Below are 18,024 nucleotides of genomic sequence, written 5' to 3'. Positions count from 1 at the left end.
TTTTACTCGCTTTAATACAAAAATCCCAATAGCCAAAGGGGAATGCGTTTTTCCGTGCCGTATTCGATGTCGTCGGCAATGATGTAGGAGTTCGGAATGTCCTTGATTTGCTTTCGGGTTTTGCCCTTGCCGCCTACTTCTAGGGTGTATTCTTTATCGACGAGAAAGTCGCTTTGTTCGGAGAACAGGACTTCGTGCAAACTTGATAGCTGGTTGTAGGCGAAGGTTTCCCTGACGTTTCCGATGTTCGTTTCGGTTTGTCCGAGGAGGAACATCAGGTTTGTGTTTTCGAGGAATATTTTGTCTGGCTTTTCAAGCGCTCCGAGACCGCGGGACTCCTTGAATACACGGAAGATAAGCTTGGCGTCTTCAAGGTATTGGAAATACTGCAAAAGGGTTTGCCTTGATATTTGTATCGCCGACGAAATCCCTGAAATATTGGGCAGGAATGGGGCGGACTTTCCGATGATGGCGAGAAGTTTTTTGATCCTTGCGATATAGGCGGGTTCAAGGCCGCGGAGTAACGGCAACTCCACCTCGACAATCATGTTGAGCGATTCTGCAAGACGGCTGTAGTAGTCGTCAACGCCTTCTAAAAAATAAGGGTAGTAGCCATGGCGCAAATAATGCTCAAAATACTTGAACGGCTTTATCTTTGAGACTATTTCTGCCGAAATGGTTTCGCTTTTTTGGAGGATGTCCTTGAGGGGATAGGCGGGAAAGTTCTTCCTGGCGACAAGGTTCAGGTATTCTCGGAAAGATAGTCCTTGCAGTTCGTACACTAGGGCGCGGCGGCTGAGGTCGGAGCGAGCGTTTAGAATCTCCAGGAGCGAGGAACCGGTGAATGCAATGGAAAGTTCGGGATAGTCGTCGTAAATGTTTTTTATTTCACGTGACCAGTCGGGGTACTTGTGGACTTCGTCCAGAAAGAGGTGCGTCACGCCTCGTTTTACGATATTATCCGCAAATTCAACAAGCGAAACTTCAGAAAAATAGAGGCTGTCCAGGCTTGCGTACATCGCTTTCCCCAGGTTCTTGTGAAAAGCTTTTTTGATGTGCTGCAACATGAGAGTCGTTTTGCCTGAGCCGCGAGCGCCCCGAATGCATACGAGCCTTGCCTTCCAGTTGATGGAGGCTTCCATGCTGCGGACAAAGGACATGTCCGTAAGTGAGATTTTCTTTCTGTAGATGTCTTCTAGCGATTGCATACCCTGAAATATAATTTCGGGGTACAGAATTGTCAACTAGACTTAACGAATTTTGCTCTATTTTGTTAAGTACAGTTATCAATTTAACAAAAAACGCCGATTGTGCGTATTTTTGGCAATTTTGATGTGGCGTTAGGCGGGGGTAAATCTAGCAGTCACTTACTTCGATAAGGACTTCTTGCAGGAATTCGCCGGGCTGATAGCCGAAAAAAGCGGCGAGCCGAATGAAGTTTGCCATGGTGAGCTGGGTGTGGCTAAAATGTCCGCTCTTGCGTTTGATGCCAACTTCTACGCCGTAGAGTGTGTTCTTGTGGAGACCTAGCTGGAACGCGAGTCCATCGCGAGTGATGCCCCTCGCTTTGCGGTGCCGCCTGAGTACCTTTGCGAGGGCTTCGGCGAAGCGGTCGTCCTCCATTTTCTGCAAATCTTGCAGGTCTATCTTAGGCATGTGTGACATGTTAAGATATTAGTTATTGGACGTTCTTTGAGATATACAGATGTCTGTTATTTTTTACAGAGGATTGTGATGGCATAAGGACGGACTGGCGGGGTGCCAAGACAACTTAAAAGGGCCATTTTTGACATATATGTTCGAAAAAAGCAAGAAAAATCACATATATCTGTGATTTCTGGGCAAAAATAATGTAACTTTGCTAAAAGTTACAGAAGTCTGTGACTGCTGGTCAGGGTTCTCCCGGCCTTGACTAGGTTAGACAAAGGGAGATATACTTTAGAGGTATAATATGAAAACAACAAAGAAGATGGCTTACAAGAAGCCCCAGCTTATCGCCAAGAACAATCCGACCGGTAGCTTCGCTGCTGGATGTCCTTGCAAGGATCACGTGTCCCCCGCGGCATGTCAGTACTGCGAAACAGGCTATTAATCAATAGGGCATAACCCCGGCAAGAAGGTGCGCAAGCACCTTCCTGTCAGGAGTTATAAACATCTGAACAATTTCACAAACCATTGAACAATCTAAAAAAGATCTTTACCATGTCTAGTTATTCCTTTCTTGCCATACAGTTGCATTTTATATGGGGTTCAGAACAAACCGTTTTGAAAAATTTTTTTGAAACAAACAATTTTTTTTCTTCCAAAAGACCTTCGCAGATATCACTTGATTACACTCTTGAATCAACAAATGACGAGAAACACCGCCTTGGTTTGTCAAAATGTACTATTGTCTCCGAAAAGTCAATTAATTTGACTTATCGAGAGATGATTGAAACAACTATAGATTCAAAACATCCGATATGGAAGCATGATACATTCATTTATACAATTACAAAATATTTAGAAGAAATAAATTCGGCTTCGTCTATTTTCTTGCAACCTAATATTTCATGTGCAATAGACCTATTTAATGAAGGAGAACTTGCTATACTCGATGAAACAGGAGCTCTAATAGAAGGCCCCTATAAAAAGGTTGATATGATTCATTTTGATACTGATAAAAGCATAAATGATGCTGTGGATGAAGCTTTGAGAAAAAGCCTTTCGTCTTTTCAAAAAGTACACCCTTACATTGGAGATTAAATAATGTTCTACCATCAATCCCGCGATACATTCATCCGTTCTATCGGTGACTACGGTTATATCTATAGCCAGCTCACCAAACACGACCGCACCTATACACAAGAAGGCAAGGCCTTTCTTTCCGTGATTTCGAGGGAACCACAGAGTTTGGAAGAACTTTCTGCAAAGGCTTGTGAATACTTTGAAGATGTAACACCCGAAGATATTCAAGGTGATATGAAGGAATTCCTGGATTCCCTAGTTGCAGACCGTTACTTGGTATCAGGTAATACAGCCGAAGAATGTGCCGCCAAGGATACTTTCTTTAGCTATGCGGAAAACCCAAAGACGCTGTTCACCTACAACGCCCAGCAAAATCCCGACGATGACAAACACTATGCCGACACGCAAGAAATGTTAGGCTTACACTATCGTGAACATCCGCAAATTTACAGTTGCCAAATCGAGACCACCAACCGCTGTAATGAACGCTGTATTCACTGTTACATTCCACATGAATTGAAGTACGTGGTTTTACCATACGAAATAATTGAGAATGTATTACGCCAACTGCATGAATTAGGAACACTGCACCTGACACTTTCGGGCGGAGAGTTTTTCTGTCACCCAGATGCCGAAAAGATTTTACACAAGGCCAGCGAATTGGATTTTTCCATCTCGATTCTTTCCAACATCACCTTGCTTAACCCGCACATGATTGAAGTGTTGAAGGAGGTGAATCCGGGACTTGTTCAAACCTCCCTGTATAGCGTCTATCCCGAAGAGCACGATCACATTACACAACTCAAAGGCAGTTGCGAAAAGACAAAGGCTGCTATTGATGCATTGATTGTTGCAAACATCCCTGTGCAAATCAATTGCCCCGTAATGAAGACCAACTATCACACTTACAAAGATGTATTGAGATATGCCTACGAGCGGAATTGCAAGGCACAAACCGATTTTGTAATGATGGCCCGTTATGATTTTACTACGGATAATCTGGCAGAACGCTTGACCATGGAACAAACGGAAGAACTGCTTAATGATATTATTCAATTCGATAAGGATTACCTCAATTACACCGACACACCGGTTCCAGATGTTTCCCGCGAAGAATGGGGTAAACGACCTTTCTGTGGCGTTGGCATGGATAATCTATGTATAGCAAGTGATGGAATCGTGTATCCTTGTAGTGGTTGGCAAGGCATGGCGTGCGGCAATGTTCGTGAGCAGCCCATCAAAGACATTTGGGAAAAATCTCCGCAACTGAATAAACTTCGCAATCTCACCAAATCAGCAATTCCGCAATGTTACGACTGCGAAGACAAACAGTTCTGCGCACCATGTCTTGTCCGTAACTTCAACGAAAGTGGAGGCGATTATTTAAAAGTTGCTCCGCACTTCTGCAAGGCGGCTCACCTAAATCGCCAAGTTGTAGAGAGGTTCAAAAAAGTTGTTATATGATTTTTCCGCACAATATTATAATAATTGGGATTCTAGAAAATTAGATCCGACATTTTATGATATTGATTCAAAAAAAATTTATGTAAGGCCTGATTACGATATAGCAAACGATCCCGACGGTTGGATTGTTCATGAACGCATCCATGCTTATCTCGCATCAATCTACTTTGAGGATAATTATAATCCCCCATTGGTTGTTTACCCGTTTAATGATGTTGAAAAATATGCATATACATGGCAATTCGTCTATCTTCTTGAAACAGGACGGATAGAATCAATAAGTGACATAAAAACTTTTATGCCGTGGAAATTTTATCGCTATGGAGAGGCTTGGGCAAACGATTATTTCCAGAGAGCTCTGATAAAAGTAAGAAATGAAGACCCTAAAATGCCACCAGCTATGATTCATGGTGGGGGCAGATTAGAATCTAATGCAGAGCTTCAACTTGAAAAAAAATTTAGAGAGATTGTGGACGATGCTAAAAGAAGAATTTTACCAATATTATCATCCAATGTAGAACAAAAAAGACAGACGTCTGTAAAACAAAATGATGACTATAGAAAGGGGTGCGTAACAACTCTTATAGCGACGGCAATACTTATAATCGCTATTGCCGTCTATTATACACTCTAACTTAACGGGCGCACAGACATGCCACGAAGGATTTCACCATAGAAAAAATCAAGGCAATCCACCTGAACCGCATGTTGGTCGAAGATGCCAAGGCGAAACGGACATTTTCAAAATGATGACGGATTATCATGTTCATATTGGTCAGTGGAACGATGTCTATTTCAAGGCAGAAGATATTTTCTATGCCTTGAAAAAAAATGGCATTGGCGAATGTTGGTTTTCTTCTACAACCAGTTGCTTGTCTTCAAAAACAATTGTCGCAGGGAAAAGTGATGCCGAGGTTTTAAATCATGAGGAACTTTATCTAAAAATCCGCGAAGAAGTCGTGTCCGCCTTGGAATATGCGCAAACAATAGATTTCAAGGCTCATGCCCTTTATTGGGTTGTTCCCGATATTGTCAAAAGCGGCATTGGCATTGAGCGGGCAATGACAGAATGCCCTTACGAAGGTTTCAAGTTACACCCTCGCGCTCAAGAGTGGAAACTTGACGATCCCGTAACTGTAAATTTTACGGAAGAGCTCTTTTCGTATGCGGAAAAACAAAATTTGCGCATTTTGATTCATACAGGGGCCAGTGGCGATGATTCACCGAAACGATTCGAACATTTCATCAAGGCTCATCCAAATTGCCTTGTTCAGCTTGCTCATTTGAAAGACCTGGATGCTCAGGAATATATGCTAAAAAATTACCCTAATGTAGTGGTCGATTCCTCTTTTGCCGGGGAGAACGAAATTGGAGCGCTTGTAGATGACGGCGTCGAACCCAAGCGAATCCTTTGGGGCACCGATATGCCAGTTACCTATTGGTGGTATAATGTCCGTGAAAAAGAAAAAATTCCGAGTATCGGAAAAGAACTGCTGACCGAGTTTTATAAGAGAAATCATTATCCGGCCGCATCACAATCACTTTAATTTTACAGGGAAGATGCCATGAGCACAATATTCATCATCCTTCTCGTAATCTTACTGATTTTCGTTGGTATCATATTGCTCGTCAATATTGGCATCCGATTCGCCATATTCACCGCCCAAACCGTCATAGACATTATCAAGAGCCCCGCATCTCTGTTTTTTATCATGTGCTTCATAGGGTTCGTCATTTTCGTACTTGTCGATATGAAAAAATCTCCGAGTGGTTCGTCCTACGACCACGGCAACGATATTTCTGTAGCTACAGAATACAAGCGGGCTCTCCCCGAAACGCAAGAGGGACCCTATCAGAAATCAAACGAGGGTGAGTAAAAACCCAACCAATTCGCACAGGAAAATCATAATTACATCATGGATTCTCGCGATGGAAAAACCTACAAAATTGCGAAAATAGGCAACCAAGTGTGGATGGCCGAGAATCTGAATTATGAAACAAACGGCAGCTATTGCTTTCCAGAAAAATGCGCTAAGTACGGACGGCTTTACATTTGGGAATCTGCATTGAATGCATGCCCAGTTGGTTGGCATCTTCCCACCAAAGAAGAATATGAAACCCTATTAAACTACGTAGAAAAACAAGAAGAAGAAACAATAGAAAAACTGTATAGCGACTCAGATGAAAAATATGAAAGGGATCTAAGATGGGGGGGATACTTCCTAGCTAGGGACAAAGACCGATACGGTTTTTCTGTTCTTCCTGTGTTTTGTGATTACTGGACTGCCACAGAGAATGATGGCAACAGCGCCTACAAGATGGTCTTGGATGATATGGGCTTCAGTTCGTTCTGTGACGACCAAAAGGATCACAAGAGTTATGTTCATTGTCTCCGGAATCCTTAGCTTATTTGACCGAAGACGTTCTAGAAGACGGTGTCAAAATAGTGCCTGATTGAAAGTTCTGCTTGAAAAATAACGGCTAAGGCTCCGCCCTAAATTGCTCTCAGGCTCGCGAACACCCTCGGAACGAGTTATAAGACTGAAATGAGGTGTGAGAATTTTTATCTAATTTTTCTGTGTAATATTTTTCACTACTATGGAGTAGAATATGGCAATTTTTGAAATGCTTTTTATCTTGGCCGGTTTTTTCGTTGGCCTTGTGTCGCGGGGAGGAATGTCCCTGTTCTTGCTTCCGCTTGCGGTAGTGGCGTTCGTGCTCGCCATGATGAACAGGCCTGCCAAGCAGATATCAACGACGGGACGAACATAACTAATTACGTCTATTGTAATAGTGCTGATTACATGCATATATGCATTTGGGCTGTTTAACTTAATCAAGCAAGACCTGGATGAGACAAAAAGCGACCTACGGAAGACGAGGGAACTGCTGTCCAACACGCAGACGCAGAAGAGCGACCTGCACGACCAGAAGCTTATCCAGCAGGAACAATTAGAATTGTCACAGGAACGGTCAAAAAAATTGGACTCCACGCTTCGACAGTTCTTACTCGAGGATTCACTGAGGAACGAATTCCAAAACAGCCTATACGCACACGAGGCTCTCGCGGAAAACAACGACATCGAGCACTTCACGGTCTCCATAGACACGGTGCAATGGCCTTTCAGTAAAGTTTACGCCCATTGGACGCTCCCCACCAAGGGTATAAGCAAAACAGCCCGAAACAGGATAATCCGCACGCTTCTAGGTGACAAGGTTCAAAAGACCGATTTGACACTAGACAAGCCGCACATGCAGACCATTTTAAAAAGATTCGCCGACGAGGCGCACAAAGACCAAATCCACAGATGTACGGATACTTCAGATACCAACATAAATATTCAAGAAAGAAGCCATGCCTATGCCGACACCATACCTATGCAACTGGTTGACAGCATCGCCCCCATATATGAAACGAAATCCTGGGCGACCTACCTGCTGTACGAAAGGGAATACAAAGACTGTGAAGCCGTCCATTGGAGAAGAAACCGCTATATGACGTTCTCCAAGCAAGACTGTTCCGTAGTAGACCGTTCCATTTTCTTACCAGGATCGCAAAAACTCCTAACCGCCCTTATCCGGAAAAATGCGGCCGATCACGCCATTATAGACGAAATCAACCAAGAAATCCAGCCAAATCTCACCTTATTCCTAAAAAACGGTATCGGATTCAAATACTTCTATATCGGCATTACCGATTTCGACAGAAAAGACGGCTTGGTTGTGGTACCTTACAGCCAGATTCTTCCGCTAATCCGTAAGGATGTGCTGAAAAAATTCGGCTTCGAAAAATAACAAAGCGTCATAATGTTTTCAAATAAAGAGAGCAGACTTGCTTTACATTGGCGCGACAGCCTACGATAATTATACAGAGAATACAACCAACTGAGGCAACCAATGTTTGACTTCATCAGCAACATCCTAGAACGCATATCGTATTTCTTCACGCAGGTGGTCTTGCTCATCATCATCGTTCTTGCTGTCGTCTTGCTTGCCCTCGCAACTAACAGGCACAACAAGAACCCCTATGTGGACCACTCGAAGCAAAAGCAAAGGGAACAAATTGAGGCAGAACGAGACGCACAATACAAGGAGGCTTTGCAACGCCTCTATGAGGAACAATACGGGAAGTGAACCATCAACAACGGAGTTGTCACCATGGGATGTCTTGTCAACCTTATCAAAATCTTCCTTGGCTTAATCATGATTGCCATCATGCTCATCGTTGGCTATAAGCTCATCTTTGACCCGTATAGACCCGAATCACCTAACAGCAGCTGGTCCCATAGACCTGTAGCAGAACAGACATATTCGAATCCCGAGCGTAGGGAACCCAAGACCCAGGAAGAAAACTATGACTTCCGAACCAATGTTCCTGTCCAAGTGGGTGAAAACCATGACTACATCATGGAAAACACCATCCAGAAGAGCTATGTCGTCATGGAGCTTACACCCGCCCTTGAACGTGGTCTCGTGTATGTCATCAAAGTGTTCAAAAGCCAGTTCGGAGAGGACTTCGCCCCGACCATTATATCCGCCCATGACTCCTTCGATAGACATGACAAGTGGTCCCATCATAAAACAGGTCGAGCTGTCGATATCAGCCTCGTGGACCTACCATACTACAAGAGAAGACGAGTCGTGAAAATCCTCGAAGGAACCCTACCCAAAGAATATAAGGTAGAATGGAAATGCCAGGGAACCGTGAACGAACACCTCCACTTCCAATCTCGACATTAATCCAAACATCTTATAGGGGCTTTTATTAGCCGAAGGAAAAATATGGCAGTTTTTGAAACTCTTTTTATCTTGGCCGGTTTTTTCGTTGGTCTTGTGTCGCGGGGAGGAATGTCCCTGTTCTTGCTTCCGCTTGCCGTGGTGGCGTTCGTGCTCGCCATGATGAACAGGCCAAGCCCGACAGGTTCCAGGGCAAAGAAAATTGTGAGTTCGATTTTGTCGGCGGCATACCTTGCCGCGGTACTGGTGTTTTTGATATTCATCCATTTCAAAAGTGGCCCCAATGATTCTGTCGAAACTCCGCCAAGGAACGCGCCTGAAGTGACATCGCACAATGATACGGAACTCGATCTCCATAAATGCATTGCTGCCAACTCAGATGAAATTAGGGTAAAAGGTGGCTTTTATACTCACACAAAAGAGTATTGCCCTGATATAAGATGGAAATTCTGGGATGTGCCGAAGGAGGAACGCTTGAATCCCAAAATCGATTACGGTACATTGACGGACGCACGTGACGGACATAAATACAAAACGGTTCAAATTGGCAACCAGACATGGATGGCGGAAAACCTCAAATACGTGGACACGCTGAAAATGGGCTGCTCTAGAATAGACGGTTATCGGTCGTGCTACAATGCGACTTGCCTCGACGAACAAAACAAGACGTGTGACGTTGTAGGGGTTCTTTATACTTGGGCCGCCGCTGTAGATTCCGCAAGACTTGTCAGCGAATCCGTGAATCCGGAAAAATGTTGCTTCTGCGATGCAAAATGTTCAGTGCCCGCCAAGGTGCAGGGTGTTTGCCCTGATGGCTGGCACTTGCCCTCGGACGACGAATGGAATACTTTGTTCGTTTCCGTAGGGGGTGTTGATGTTGCAGGGCAAGCCCTTAAGGCGAGAATCGGCTGGGGCAAGGAAGACAATCTGGACGCATACGGCTTCTCGGCGCTCCCGACAGGCTTGGTCCACATGAGCCATGTCTTGTTAGAAAATACAGCTTTCTTCTGGAGTGCCTCGGACTCGGATTCTTTTTACGCCCACAATGTCAGGGTGTCACCAGCGGACTCTTCGGTTTCGATTCTCAAAAACACCGAGAAGTATGAGTATTTGCCTGTTCGTTGCGTCAAGGATGATTCAGCTGAAGTGACCGCGTCTGGTATTGCGGCGAAACCAAAGTCGGAGAATGCGTCCCCATTCTCCGAGGTCACAAGGGGTTTTATGAAGGATACGCGTGATGGACAGACCTACAAAACCGTGAAAATCGGCGATCAGACTTGGATGGCGAAAAATTTGAATTACCGATACAACGAGGGATCGGCAAAGAGCTATTGCTACGGAAATCGCGCGGATTTATGCACCAAATACGGTCGTCTCTATACATGGGCGGCGGCTATAGATTCCGTGCAGATATACAAGGATACAAAAGAACAGTGTGGTGACGGCCAACGGTGCAAATTGCCCGAGAAAGTGCGTGGCGTTTGCCCGTCGGGATGGCATTTGCCGACAAAAGCGGAATGGGATATGCTCATTACCACGGTAGGTTGCCCATGCAAAGCGGGCAAGGCACTTAAGTCCCGAAGGGGTTGGTACAACAAGCACAATGGAACGGACGACTACGGATTTTCTGCGCTCCCCGGGGGGATACGTTATGAAGATGATCATTCCGTTGAAAAGCCTGAAGAAGGCAGTTTTATGGACGCCGGATACGATGCGATCTTTTGGAGTGCCACAGAATCCTCCGATGAAGTAGACCATGCAAGCAGGATGTTTATAAACGCCTATCGAGACGAAGCCAGTACATTGGGGTCCCATAGAAAATATGAAGCGCTCTCCGTCCGTTGCGTGAAGGACTAACTTTCTATAATCACAGATTCCTTTGACTTTCATGCAAAAAGCGAACTAGTAGAGGCGACCTATGCCTGACTTCATCGACAACATCCTTTGGCGGACGGTATCGGTTTTGACGGGTACTCTTTCGAAATCGGCTGGCATTCCCACGGCAGCGTGATGATCGTGGTGCCTTACAAGGAAATTCTGCCCTATATGGAACCTTGGGCCCGCCAGAAATTCGGTCTGCCTGAATTAGCCCAACAGAGATGAAGACGTATTAACTTTATATCCTCTCCGAATTGTTAAAAAACTTATAAAATTACTTTTTTCTTACGGATTTTGGCAAAAAGGCTCCAAAAGGGTACAAAACACACACCTTATTTTCTAAGTTTGGCGCGGTTTGTAAAGAAAAGATAAAGGAAGAAGGAATTTATGGTTATTGAACCGATGATCCGTAGCAATATGTGCGTCAGCGCCCACCCGCAGGGCTGCGCTATGGATGTAAAGCGCCAGATCGCTTACGTGCAGAAGAAAATGGCCGAGCGCGGCGAACCCAAGGACACTCCAAAAACGGTCCTCGTTTTGGGTTGCTCCACCGGCTACGGACTTGCCAGCCGCATTACCGCCGCCTTCGGATACGGCGCCGCCACCATCGGCGTATCTTTCGAAAAAGAGGGCACTGACGAACCTCGCCAGAAAACGGGAACGCCGGGCTGGTACAACAATATGGCCTTCGACAAATTTGCAAAAGAAGCTGGCCTAGAATCCGTCACATTCAACGGAGACGCCTTCTCGCACGAAATGCGCCAAAACGTCATCGACACCTTGAACAAGATGGGCCGCAAGGTTGACCTGCTGGTATACAGCGTGGCCTCGAGCGTGCGCGTAGACCCGGACAACGGCACCCTTTACCGCAGCGTGCTGAAACCGATAGGGGAAACCTTCTCGGGAGCCACCATCGACTGCATGACGGGCAAAATCAGCACCATCAGCGCAGAAGCCGCCACCGAAGAAGAAGCCGCGAACACCGTCAAGGTGATGGGCGGCGAAGACTGGGCTCTCTGGGTAAACCAGCTGAAGACCGCAGGCGTGCTTGCCGAAGGCGTAAAGACTGTAGCCTACTCCTACATCGGTCCCAAGCTCTCCCACGCCATCTACCGCGACGGAACGATTGGCGGCGCCAAGAAGCATCTCGAAGCGACCGCCCGCGAACTGAACGCCGAACTGCAGAAAGACCTAAAAGGTGAAGCCTACGTTTCTGTAAACAAGGGACTGGTGACGCGTTCCAGTGCCGTGATTCCCATTATCCCGCTGTACCTCTCGGTACTCTTCAAGGTGATGAAGGAACAGGGCTCACATGAAGGTTGCATCGAGCAGATGGAGCGCCTGATGAGCGAACGCCTGTACACGGGCAAGGCCGTACCGACAGACGAAAATCACCTGATCCGCATTGACGACTGGGAACTGGACCCGAAGGTACAGGAAGAAGTCAACAAGCGTATGGCGACCATTACCCAAGAAAACTTCGCCCAGGTGGGCGACCTCGAAGGTTACCGCCACGACTTCTTGGCAACGAACGGATTCGATGTCGAAGGCGTCGATTACAGTGCCGACGTCAAGAGCGTCGAAACGATTTAAACTTTCGCTGTATATTATAAGTGCCCGACTGAGTCGGGCATTTTTTATTCTACGATTATCGGCCACCGACGAGAATCTGGTCCACCTTGATGGTAGGTTGGCCGACTGTCACGGGGACATGTCCCGAAGAAGCGCCGCAGACACCGGCCGCCACTTCCCAGTCGGAGCCGACCATACTGATGCGCGGCATGATCTCATGGCCCTTTCCGATAAGAGTTGCGCCGCGAACCGGTTCGCAAATCTTGCCGTTACGGATAACATAACCTTCATCGACGGCAAAGTTGAACTCGCCCGTCGCCGGGTTCACCGAACCGCCCGCCATGCGGGCGGCGTACAGGCCGTTGTCGACACTCGCGATCATCGAATCGAGCGAATCTTTACCCGGTGCAATAAAGGTGTTGCGCATGCGGCTGACGGGCGCATACTTGTAGCTTTCGCGACGGGCGGAACCCGTACGGGCAATACCCACCTCGGCAGCGCCTACACGGTCACTCATGTAAGTTTTCAGGATGCCGTTCTCGATTAGCACCGTACGTTGCGTAGGAGTTCCTTCGTCATCGCACTTGAGGCTTCCCCATACGCCTTCCAAGGTACCGTCGTCGATTGCCGTGAGGCACGGTTGCCCGATTGCCTCGCCGATTTTTCCGCAGAAGGGACTTGCGCCGCGACGGACCGATTCCGTCTCGAGCGGATGTCCGCACGCCTCGTGGAAAATGACGCCGCCAAAGCCGTTCCCCATCACCACGGGCATCTGTCCGCCCTGAATGTAGCCGGCCGAAAGCATCCGGAGCACACGTTCGGCACATTCCGTAGCCAAAGCCTCGGGAGAATAATTTTCCAGTAGCTCGTAACCGCCCAAGGCACCCGGGGCCTCGTGCGTCGTAAGCCTTTCGGTTCCATCACTTGCAGTCACCGTCACGTTCACGCGAAGGCGGGCACGATCGAAGACCATATTCAGACCTTCGCTATTCAACAGCGTAATCGATGTACACGAATCCGTGACGGAAGCGCCGACCTGGACTACTTTATCCGAAATGGCGCGGGCAGCCTTGTCTGCTCGGAACAGAAAATCCTGCTTGACCGCCTGTCCCAGTACCCGCGGATCCATAAAGGCTGCGATGTTGTAATCGGCAACGCGTTTCTGCGGAGCAAACTCGAACGGCATCGACGGTTTTCCCGCGATACGGCCAAAAGCAAGCGTCTGAACCAATTTCAGCAGAGCTTCTTCGGAATCATCGCTTGTAAAACCGTAAAGTACTTCCGTTCCATACAAAAGGCGGATGCCGATACCGTACTCGGTTCCGGCTGTCGCCGATTCGATTTGGCAGGACTTCAATCCCAAAGTCGAGCTACGCGTTTCTTCTTCAAAAATTTCGACAAAATCCGCACCGGCGCTCTTACCCGCCTCAAAAATTTTTACCGCGACAGAAGGATTCATTCAACACTCCCGCCGAGCGACATCCGAAACGCCCCTCGGCTTCACTAGATTACTTTTCGCGAACGGTAACTCCCGCACGACGCATGGCATCCTTGATTCCGGGTACCGTATAGTCGCCGAAATGAACCATCGACGCCACCAGGGCAGCATCCGCAGATGTCTTAGCAAAAAGGTCAACGATATGGTCCGGCGTCCCCGCACCGCCACTCGCGATTACCGGCACCTGCACCGCACGCGACACCTGGTCGGTAATATTCAATTCATAGCCACCCTTGACGCCGTCGGCATCGATCGAGTTCAGACAGATTTCACCGACTCCGAGTTCCTCGGCGCGTTTCGCCCACTGCACCGCATCGAGGCCCATCGCCTGACGACCGCCGCGGATATACACTTCGTAACCGCTGGGAAATTTCTCGGATACTCCCACGAACTTCGCATCCATGCCAAGCACAATGCACTGACGACCGAAGGCCTTGGCCCCCTCGGCAATAATTTCGGGATGCAGCACGGCGAGGCTATTCACACTCACCTTTTCGGCACCCGCCAGGAGAGCCTCGTGCATGTCGTCGAGGTTACGGATTCCGCCGCCCACCGCAAAAGGAATAAAAACGCGGCGCGCAATCTGGCGAATCATTTCCATATCGCAGGGACGGTTCTCGGCGCTGGCCGTAATATCGTAGAAAACGAGCTCGTCGACGCCGTCATCGCTATAGCGAGCGCCCATTTCAACCGGGTCGCCGATGTCGATATTGCCCTTGAACTTGACGCCCTTCGTTACCTTGCGGTCACGGACGTCGAGGCAGACTATAAGACGTTTTGTAAGCATGGGTATTACAGGTTGCGATCGATGACAGCCTTCACGGTCGCCTTGGGAACGGCACCTACCACGTTGCCCACTTCGACACCGTTCTTGAACAGCTTCATGTTGGGAATGTTCGTGATGCCGAAACGGCCACAGATATCCCCCACGCCGGCATCGTCCACGTTGATTTTCGCAATGACGGCACGGCCATTGTATTCATCGGCAAGTTCGTCGATAATCGGGCCCATCATCATGCACGGGCGGCACCAGGTTGCCCAAAAGTCCACAAAGACCAGCTGACCCGAAGAAATGGCCTGGTCAAAATTTTCTGCAGTAAGGTGAATTGCAGGCATAAGATTCTCCACTTTTGCTGCGGCACGGGGCCGCTTTTTGCGTGCAAAAATAGCAAATTTGCAAAGGCTATTTTTTCTTGAATCTCAGGAAAAGTCCCTGAGGAGCGTACACAAAAGCCCTGAACATAGTCAGTCCTTCCAGGCCGTCATCGAAGAATTCCACATCGATTGCATCGGGAGCATCTACGTCTGCGTTTTCCATATCCGTCGTCATCTGGATATAATTCGTCGGATCGGAAACCACAACGACAAACATCGTATAATCCGCCGTCAAAGGCATTTCGAATTCCGTCTCGAAATCGAGCACCAGGCGCCCTCCCTGGAAACTCGCCCTGAAATTTTTCAGTTTGCGGGCCTTCACAAAAGACGTTCCCTGCAGAACGTAGTTGCAGTAGTTCTTGTCCTGCAAGGGATCCAAAATCGCCCTACGGAACCATTCACCTTCGGCATTCGAAATTTCACCGTCGCCGTCTGCATCACCCGAGGACATCATGGCGGTGCTATAGATTTCATCAAAGACCCAGCGGTTATGAATCCCCGCAAAGCCCTTATCGTTGAAAACGACCTTAATCTTCAAATCGGCAAAAACGTGCGGATGCGCAAAAACGGGCGCCAGGCCAAACAGGAGAATCAGACACAGCACCCGCAAAAGAATTTTCATAACAAATTAATTTCCTAGCGTTGCAAGCTAGAAAGCAAGGATGATGCCTGCTGTCAGGAGACCCAGTCCAAGAGCACCGAGACCAATCGCCACGCCACACTTGGTATCGCCACGGTCATTCAGTTCATGGTTGTCCTTCACCATCTTGCGGGTATCGTCGCTATCGAAGGCAGAGAGTTTCTCGTAGGCATGCTTCTTGTCCGCAGCATCGCTCCAGTCACGTTCCGCCAAGTACCATAGAACACCGCCCGCAAGAATCGGCACAATCGAGCTCCACAGGAGTCCACGACCGATACGCCTCTGGCTACGTTCCTTGTCAAAGACCTTCTGTTCCTCGATGAAATCCAAATCTTCCAGAACGGGCGTCATGTCGACATAGACCAGGTTCGGCATATAGGGCTTGATTTCCATCGTCACGGAGGTATCGCGATACCCCACCTTCCTGAAGAACACCGTAGCCCCGACCCGCGGCTTGACGTTATCCACCACGATATCGGTCATATAATCGGGCATTCGGTTCACGGAAGGTTTCTCCCCCACATACACTTCTACCGCTTCGGGGTTCGTATTGAGTGTAAGCCTGGTAGACGGACGCACCACCGGAATCGTCACCTTGTTCAGGCTATCGGCATCGATGCGCACCACGGCAGAGCCCCACCATTCCACGTCCTTCAGGACCTTCATCACCGAGATCGTATACTTGCCCGGTTTGATGTTCTTGATGGTATCGGGAGCGACAATCTTCAGGGGAATTCCGTTCACGAACAGCGAACAGGCTTCCGGTTCCGAGACCACCAGCAAGTTGGCCTTTCCAGGAGGATAAAGATCCTTCTCGATTTCTTCCTTGATTTCGGGCACGATATAGTTCGAAAGCGAGAGGTCGATCATCACCTCGTCTTCCATGTTGTAAAGACGCTTGAGTTCGAACCTGAAAATCTTGATATAGGGATTCTTCTTCGCCGCTGCGATACTGTCCTGGATTTCGCGTTCACGAAGTTCCTTTTCGTACTTCTCGATTTCCTCATTTTTAAGACGCCTGTCTTCCTTGGCCAGAGCGGTTTCCAGGTCATCTGCGGCACCGTCATCTACAGGAGCGGCCTCGGCCGCCGTGGAGGTATCCGCACGGGCCGCGAGGGAGTCCTTGACCGCATCGGTCATGATAATGACGGAGGAATCCTTCTTCAGGTCCACATCGTCATTTTCGTCTTCAAGGGAATCCGCAACCTGCTGTCCGTTGCTTTCTTGCAGGGCAAGGGCCTCTTCGTCGGCAATCTTGTCGATGTGCTTCTGTTCGGCCTCGGTCGGCTTCTTCAGGTAGACCGTATCGTTCTCGATCTTGACAAAGATAGCCTCCAGTTCCACGGAGTCTCCGTTAATCCAGTAACGGACGGGAACTTCACGCCCCTTCGGGGCCTCCGCTGCAGAAGAGGCTGCAACCACCGTCGCAGACGACGAAGAAGCGACCACCTCCACCGAAGACGAAACGACCTCAGCCGAAGACGGTTGGGCAAAAGCAGCCCACGCCAACGCCAAAAAAGACGAAATCAGAATTCGTTTAAACATGTTCTAAAAATAAATAAATATTTAGCCCAAAAGGTCGGGGTGAGCCTTCATTTCGTCCAGTTGAATCTGGTGAAGCACCACATGACCCTGGGAAAGGCTAGCCTGCACATCGATAATGCGCTGGTTCGACGACCCCCTGAACTTGAGTTCCAGGGAACGCTTCGCCAAGATAAACGGTCCGTCAATCAAAATGTCCGCAAACGTCAAGAGTTCGAACATTTCGGGACGTTCATGCGTCAGTTCCATCAGGCGTTCGTAGGTGTAACCGGTGAAAATCACCAGGTTCATGCCCCGTTCCTTGATTTCACGCGCCAAAGGGATCAGGGCAGCCGCCTGGTCCATCGGATCACCGCCACTAAACGTGATGCCGTCGAGCAACGGGTTTTCCTCGATCATATCGAGGATTTCTTCAATATCAATAAAATGACCCCCGTTAAAATCGTGGGTCTTCGGGTTCTGACACCCGGGGCAATTATGGTGACAACCTTGAGTAAAGATTGTCATGCGGATTCCGGGACCGTCCACGAACGATTCGGGTTCGATTCCGGCAATCCGCAAGCGAGGGTATTCGTCCATACTATACGCCGTGCTTCACGCGATCGTTCACTTCGGCACGCTTGGCGTTGTTGAAGCGATCGACGGTACCGACGAGGTAACCCGTGATGCGGCGGATACGTTCGAATCCAACACCTTCACCATACTTGTTCAGTTCTTTTTCGGACATTGTTGTTTCTCCTTGCTAGATAAATAGTTGGTAGAACTTAGAGAAAAGAGAATGTTCTAAGTTCTAAGTTCTAAGTTCTAAGTT

General features: G+C 48.1%; 22 protein-coding genes. 13 read left to right on the top strand and 9 right to left on the bottom strand.

The annotated features are described in order from the left end of the window. Window positions 1–11: 11 nt before the first annotated feature. Both Q0P86_RS02570 and Q0P86_RS02565 read right to left on the bottom strand, forming a co-directional pair. The gene (locus tag Q0P86_RS02570; protein WP_295037244.1) at window positions 12–1,208 is read right to left on the bottom strand and encodes an AAA family ATPase; all 1,197 of its coding nucleotides are present in this window, start codon (window positions 1,206–1,208) and stop codon (window positions 12–14) included. A 148-nt stretch (window positions 1,209–1,356) separates the two neighbouring features. Continuing rightward, window positions 1,357–1,656: a helix-turn-helix transcriptional regulator gene (locus Q0P86_RS02565; RefSeq protein ID WP_290994616.1), complete on the bottom strand. Its 300-nt coding sequence runs from the start codon at window positions 1,654–1,656 to the stop codon at window positions 1,357–1,359. A gap of 295 nt (window positions 1,657–1,951) precedes the next feature. On the opposite strand from Q0P86_RS02565, the gene Q0P86_RS02560 reads away from it, so the two are divergent. The 13 genes from Q0P86_RS02560 (at window position 1,952) to fabV (ending at window position 12,399) form a co-directional block, all read left to right on the top strand. Further along, window positions 1,952–2,092, top strand: a complete 141-nt coding sequence (locus Q0P86_RS02560) for a hypothetical protein (RefSeq protein ID WP_295037242.1) — start codon at window positions 1,952–1,954, stop codon at window positions 2,090–2,092. A 110-nt stretch (window positions 2,093–2,202) separates the two neighbouring features. After that, window positions 2,203–2,745: a hypothetical protein gene (locus Q0P86_RS02555; protein WP_295037240.1), complete on the top strand. Its 543-nt coding sequence runs from the start codon at window positions 2,203–2,205 to the stop codon at window positions 2,743–2,745. A gap of 3 nt (window positions 2,746–2,748) precedes the next feature. Further along, on the top strand, window positions 2,749–4,191 hold the full coding sequence (locus Q0P86_RS02550; RefSeq protein ID WP_295037238.1) for a radical SAM protein: 1,443 nt from the start codon (window positions 2,749–2,751) through the stop codon (window positions 4,189–4,191). Further along, entirely contained in the window at window positions 4,181–4,825 is a 645-nt protein-coding gene (locus Q0P86_RS02545; RefSeq protein ID WP_295037235.1) for a hypothetical protein, read from the top strand. Before Q0P86_RS02550 ends, Q0P86_RS02545 begins: the two co-directional genes overlap by 11 nt. A 112-nt stretch (window positions 4,826–4,937) precedes the next feature. After that, window positions 4,938–5,738 (top strand): amidohydrolase family protein, encoded by an 801-nt coding sequence (locus tag Q0P86_RS02540; RefSeq protein ID WP_295037234.1) that lies wholly within the window; start codon window positions 4,938–4,940, stop codon window positions 5,736–5,738. 18 nt (window positions 5,739–5,756) lie between these two features. Next, a complete protein-coding gene (locus tag Q0P86_RS02535) occupies window positions 5,757–6,068 on the top strand; it encodes a hypothetical protein (RefSeq protein WP_295037232.1) in 312 nt (103 codons plus the stop codon). 39 nt (window positions 6,069–6,107) lie between these two features. Then, on the top strand, window positions 6,108–6,596 hold the full coding sequence (locus Q0P86_RS02530; protein ID WP_295037230.1) for an FISUMP domain-containing protein: 489 nt from the start codon (window positions 6,108–6,110) through the stop codon (window positions 6,594–6,596). Between the two features lie 205 nt (window positions 6,597–6,801). Further along, entirely contained in the window at window positions 6,802–6,963 is a 162-nt protein-coding gene (locus Q0P86_RS02525; protein ID WP_295037226.1) for a hypothetical protein, read from the top strand. Between the two features lie 21 nt (window positions 6,964–6,984). Then, entirely contained in the window at window positions 6,985–7,986 is a 1,002-nt protein-coding gene (locus Q0P86_RS02520) for a hypothetical protein (RefSeq protein ID WP_295037224.1), read from the top strand. 102 nt (window positions 7,987–8,088) lie between these two features. Then, the gene (locus Q0P86_RS02515; protein WP_295037222.1) at window positions 8,089–8,325 is read left to right on the top strand and encodes a hypothetical protein; all 237 of its coding nucleotides are present in this window, start codon (window positions 8,089–8,091) and stop codon (window positions 8,323–8,325) included. A gap of 24 nt (window positions 8,326–8,349) precedes the next feature. Next, entirely contained in the window at window positions 8,350–8,931 is a 582-nt protein-coding gene (locus tag Q0P86_RS02510; protein ID WP_295037220.1) for a hypothetical protein, read from the top strand. 42 nt (window positions 8,932–8,973) lie between these two features. Beyond that, a complete protein-coding gene (locus Q0P86_RS02505; protein ID WP_295037218.1) occupies window positions 8,974–10,785 on the top strand; it encodes a fibrobacter succinogenes major paralogous domain-containing protein in 1,812 nt (603 codons plus the stop codon). Between the two features lie 408 nt (window positions 10,786–11,193). Beyond that, the gene (gene fabV, locus Q0P86_RS02500) at window positions 11,194–12,399 is read left to right on the top strand and encodes an enoyl-ACP reductase FabV (protein WP_295037216.1); all 1,206 of its coding nucleotides are present in this window, start codon (window positions 11,194–11,196) and stop codon (window positions 12,397–12,399) included. Between the two features lie 55 nt (window positions 12,400–12,454). On the opposite strand, the gene Q0P86_RS02495 is transcribed toward fabV, so the two are convergent. The 7 genes from Q0P86_RS02495 to nrdD all read right to left on the bottom strand — a co-directional run bounded on the left by Q0P86_RS02495 (window position 12,455) and on the right by nrdD (window position 17,940). Further along, on the bottom strand, window positions 12,455–13,837 hold the full coding sequence (locus tag Q0P86_RS02495) for a TldD/PmbA family protein (RefSeq protein ID WP_295037214.1): 1,383 nt from the start codon (window positions 13,835–13,837) through the stop codon (window positions 12,455–12,457). Between the two features lie 49 nt (window positions 13,838–13,886). Then, on the bottom strand, window positions 13,887–14,663 hold the full coding sequence (hisF, locus tag Q0P86_RS02490) for an imidazole glycerol phosphate synthase subunit HisF (protein WP_295037212.1): 777 nt from the start codon (window positions 14,661–14,663) through the stop codon (window positions 13,887–13,889). A 5-nt stretch (window positions 14,664–14,668) separates the two neighbouring features. Further along, window positions 14,669–14,992 carry a thioredoxin gene (gene trxA / locus Q0P86_RS02485; RefSeq protein ID WP_290996452.1) on the bottom strand — a complete coding sequence of 108 codons (324 nt, stop codon included), beginning with the start codon at window positions 14,990–14,992 and terminating at the stop codon, window positions 14,669–14,671. A 67-nt stretch (window positions 14,993–15,059) separates the two neighbouring features. Next, window positions 15,060–15,653, bottom strand: coding sequence for a DUF1007 family protein (locus Q0P86_RS02480; RefSeq protein ID WP_295037210.1), 594 nt, complete (start codon window positions 15,651–15,653; stop codon window positions 15,060–15,062). Between the two features lie 27 nt (window positions 15,654–15,680). Continuing rightward, on the bottom strand, window positions 15,681–17,216 hold the full coding sequence (locus Q0P86_RS02475; RefSeq protein WP_295037208.1) for a hypothetical protein: 1,536 nt from the start codon (window positions 17,214–17,216) through the stop codon (window positions 15,681–15,683). A 21-nt stretch (window positions 17,217–17,237) separates the two neighbouring features. Beyond that, window positions 17,238–17,792: an anaerobic ribonucleoside-triphosphate reductase activating protein gene (nrdG, locus tag Q0P86_RS02470; protein ID WP_290991627.1), complete on the bottom strand. Its 555-nt coding sequence runs from the start codon at window positions 17,790–17,792 to the stop codon at window positions 17,238–17,240. Window position 17,793: 1 nt separating this feature from the next. Then, complete coding sequence (gene nrdD, locus Q0P86_RS02465) at window positions 17,794–17,940, bottom strand: anaerobic ribonucleoside-triphosphate reductase (protein ID WP_144264974.1); 147 nt, start codon at window positions 17,938–17,940, stop codon at window positions 17,794–17,796. Window positions 17,941–18,024 lie beyond the last annotated feature (84 nt).

This window comes from uncultured Fibrobacter sp. (assembly GCF_946062555.1).
Classification (GTDB): domain Bacteria; phylum Fibrobacterota; class Fibrobacteria; order Fibrobacterales; family Fibrobacteraceae; genus Fibrobacter.
Note: the sequence above shows the minus strand (reverse complement) of the source record. Positions and strands in the feature narration are given on the sequence as shown.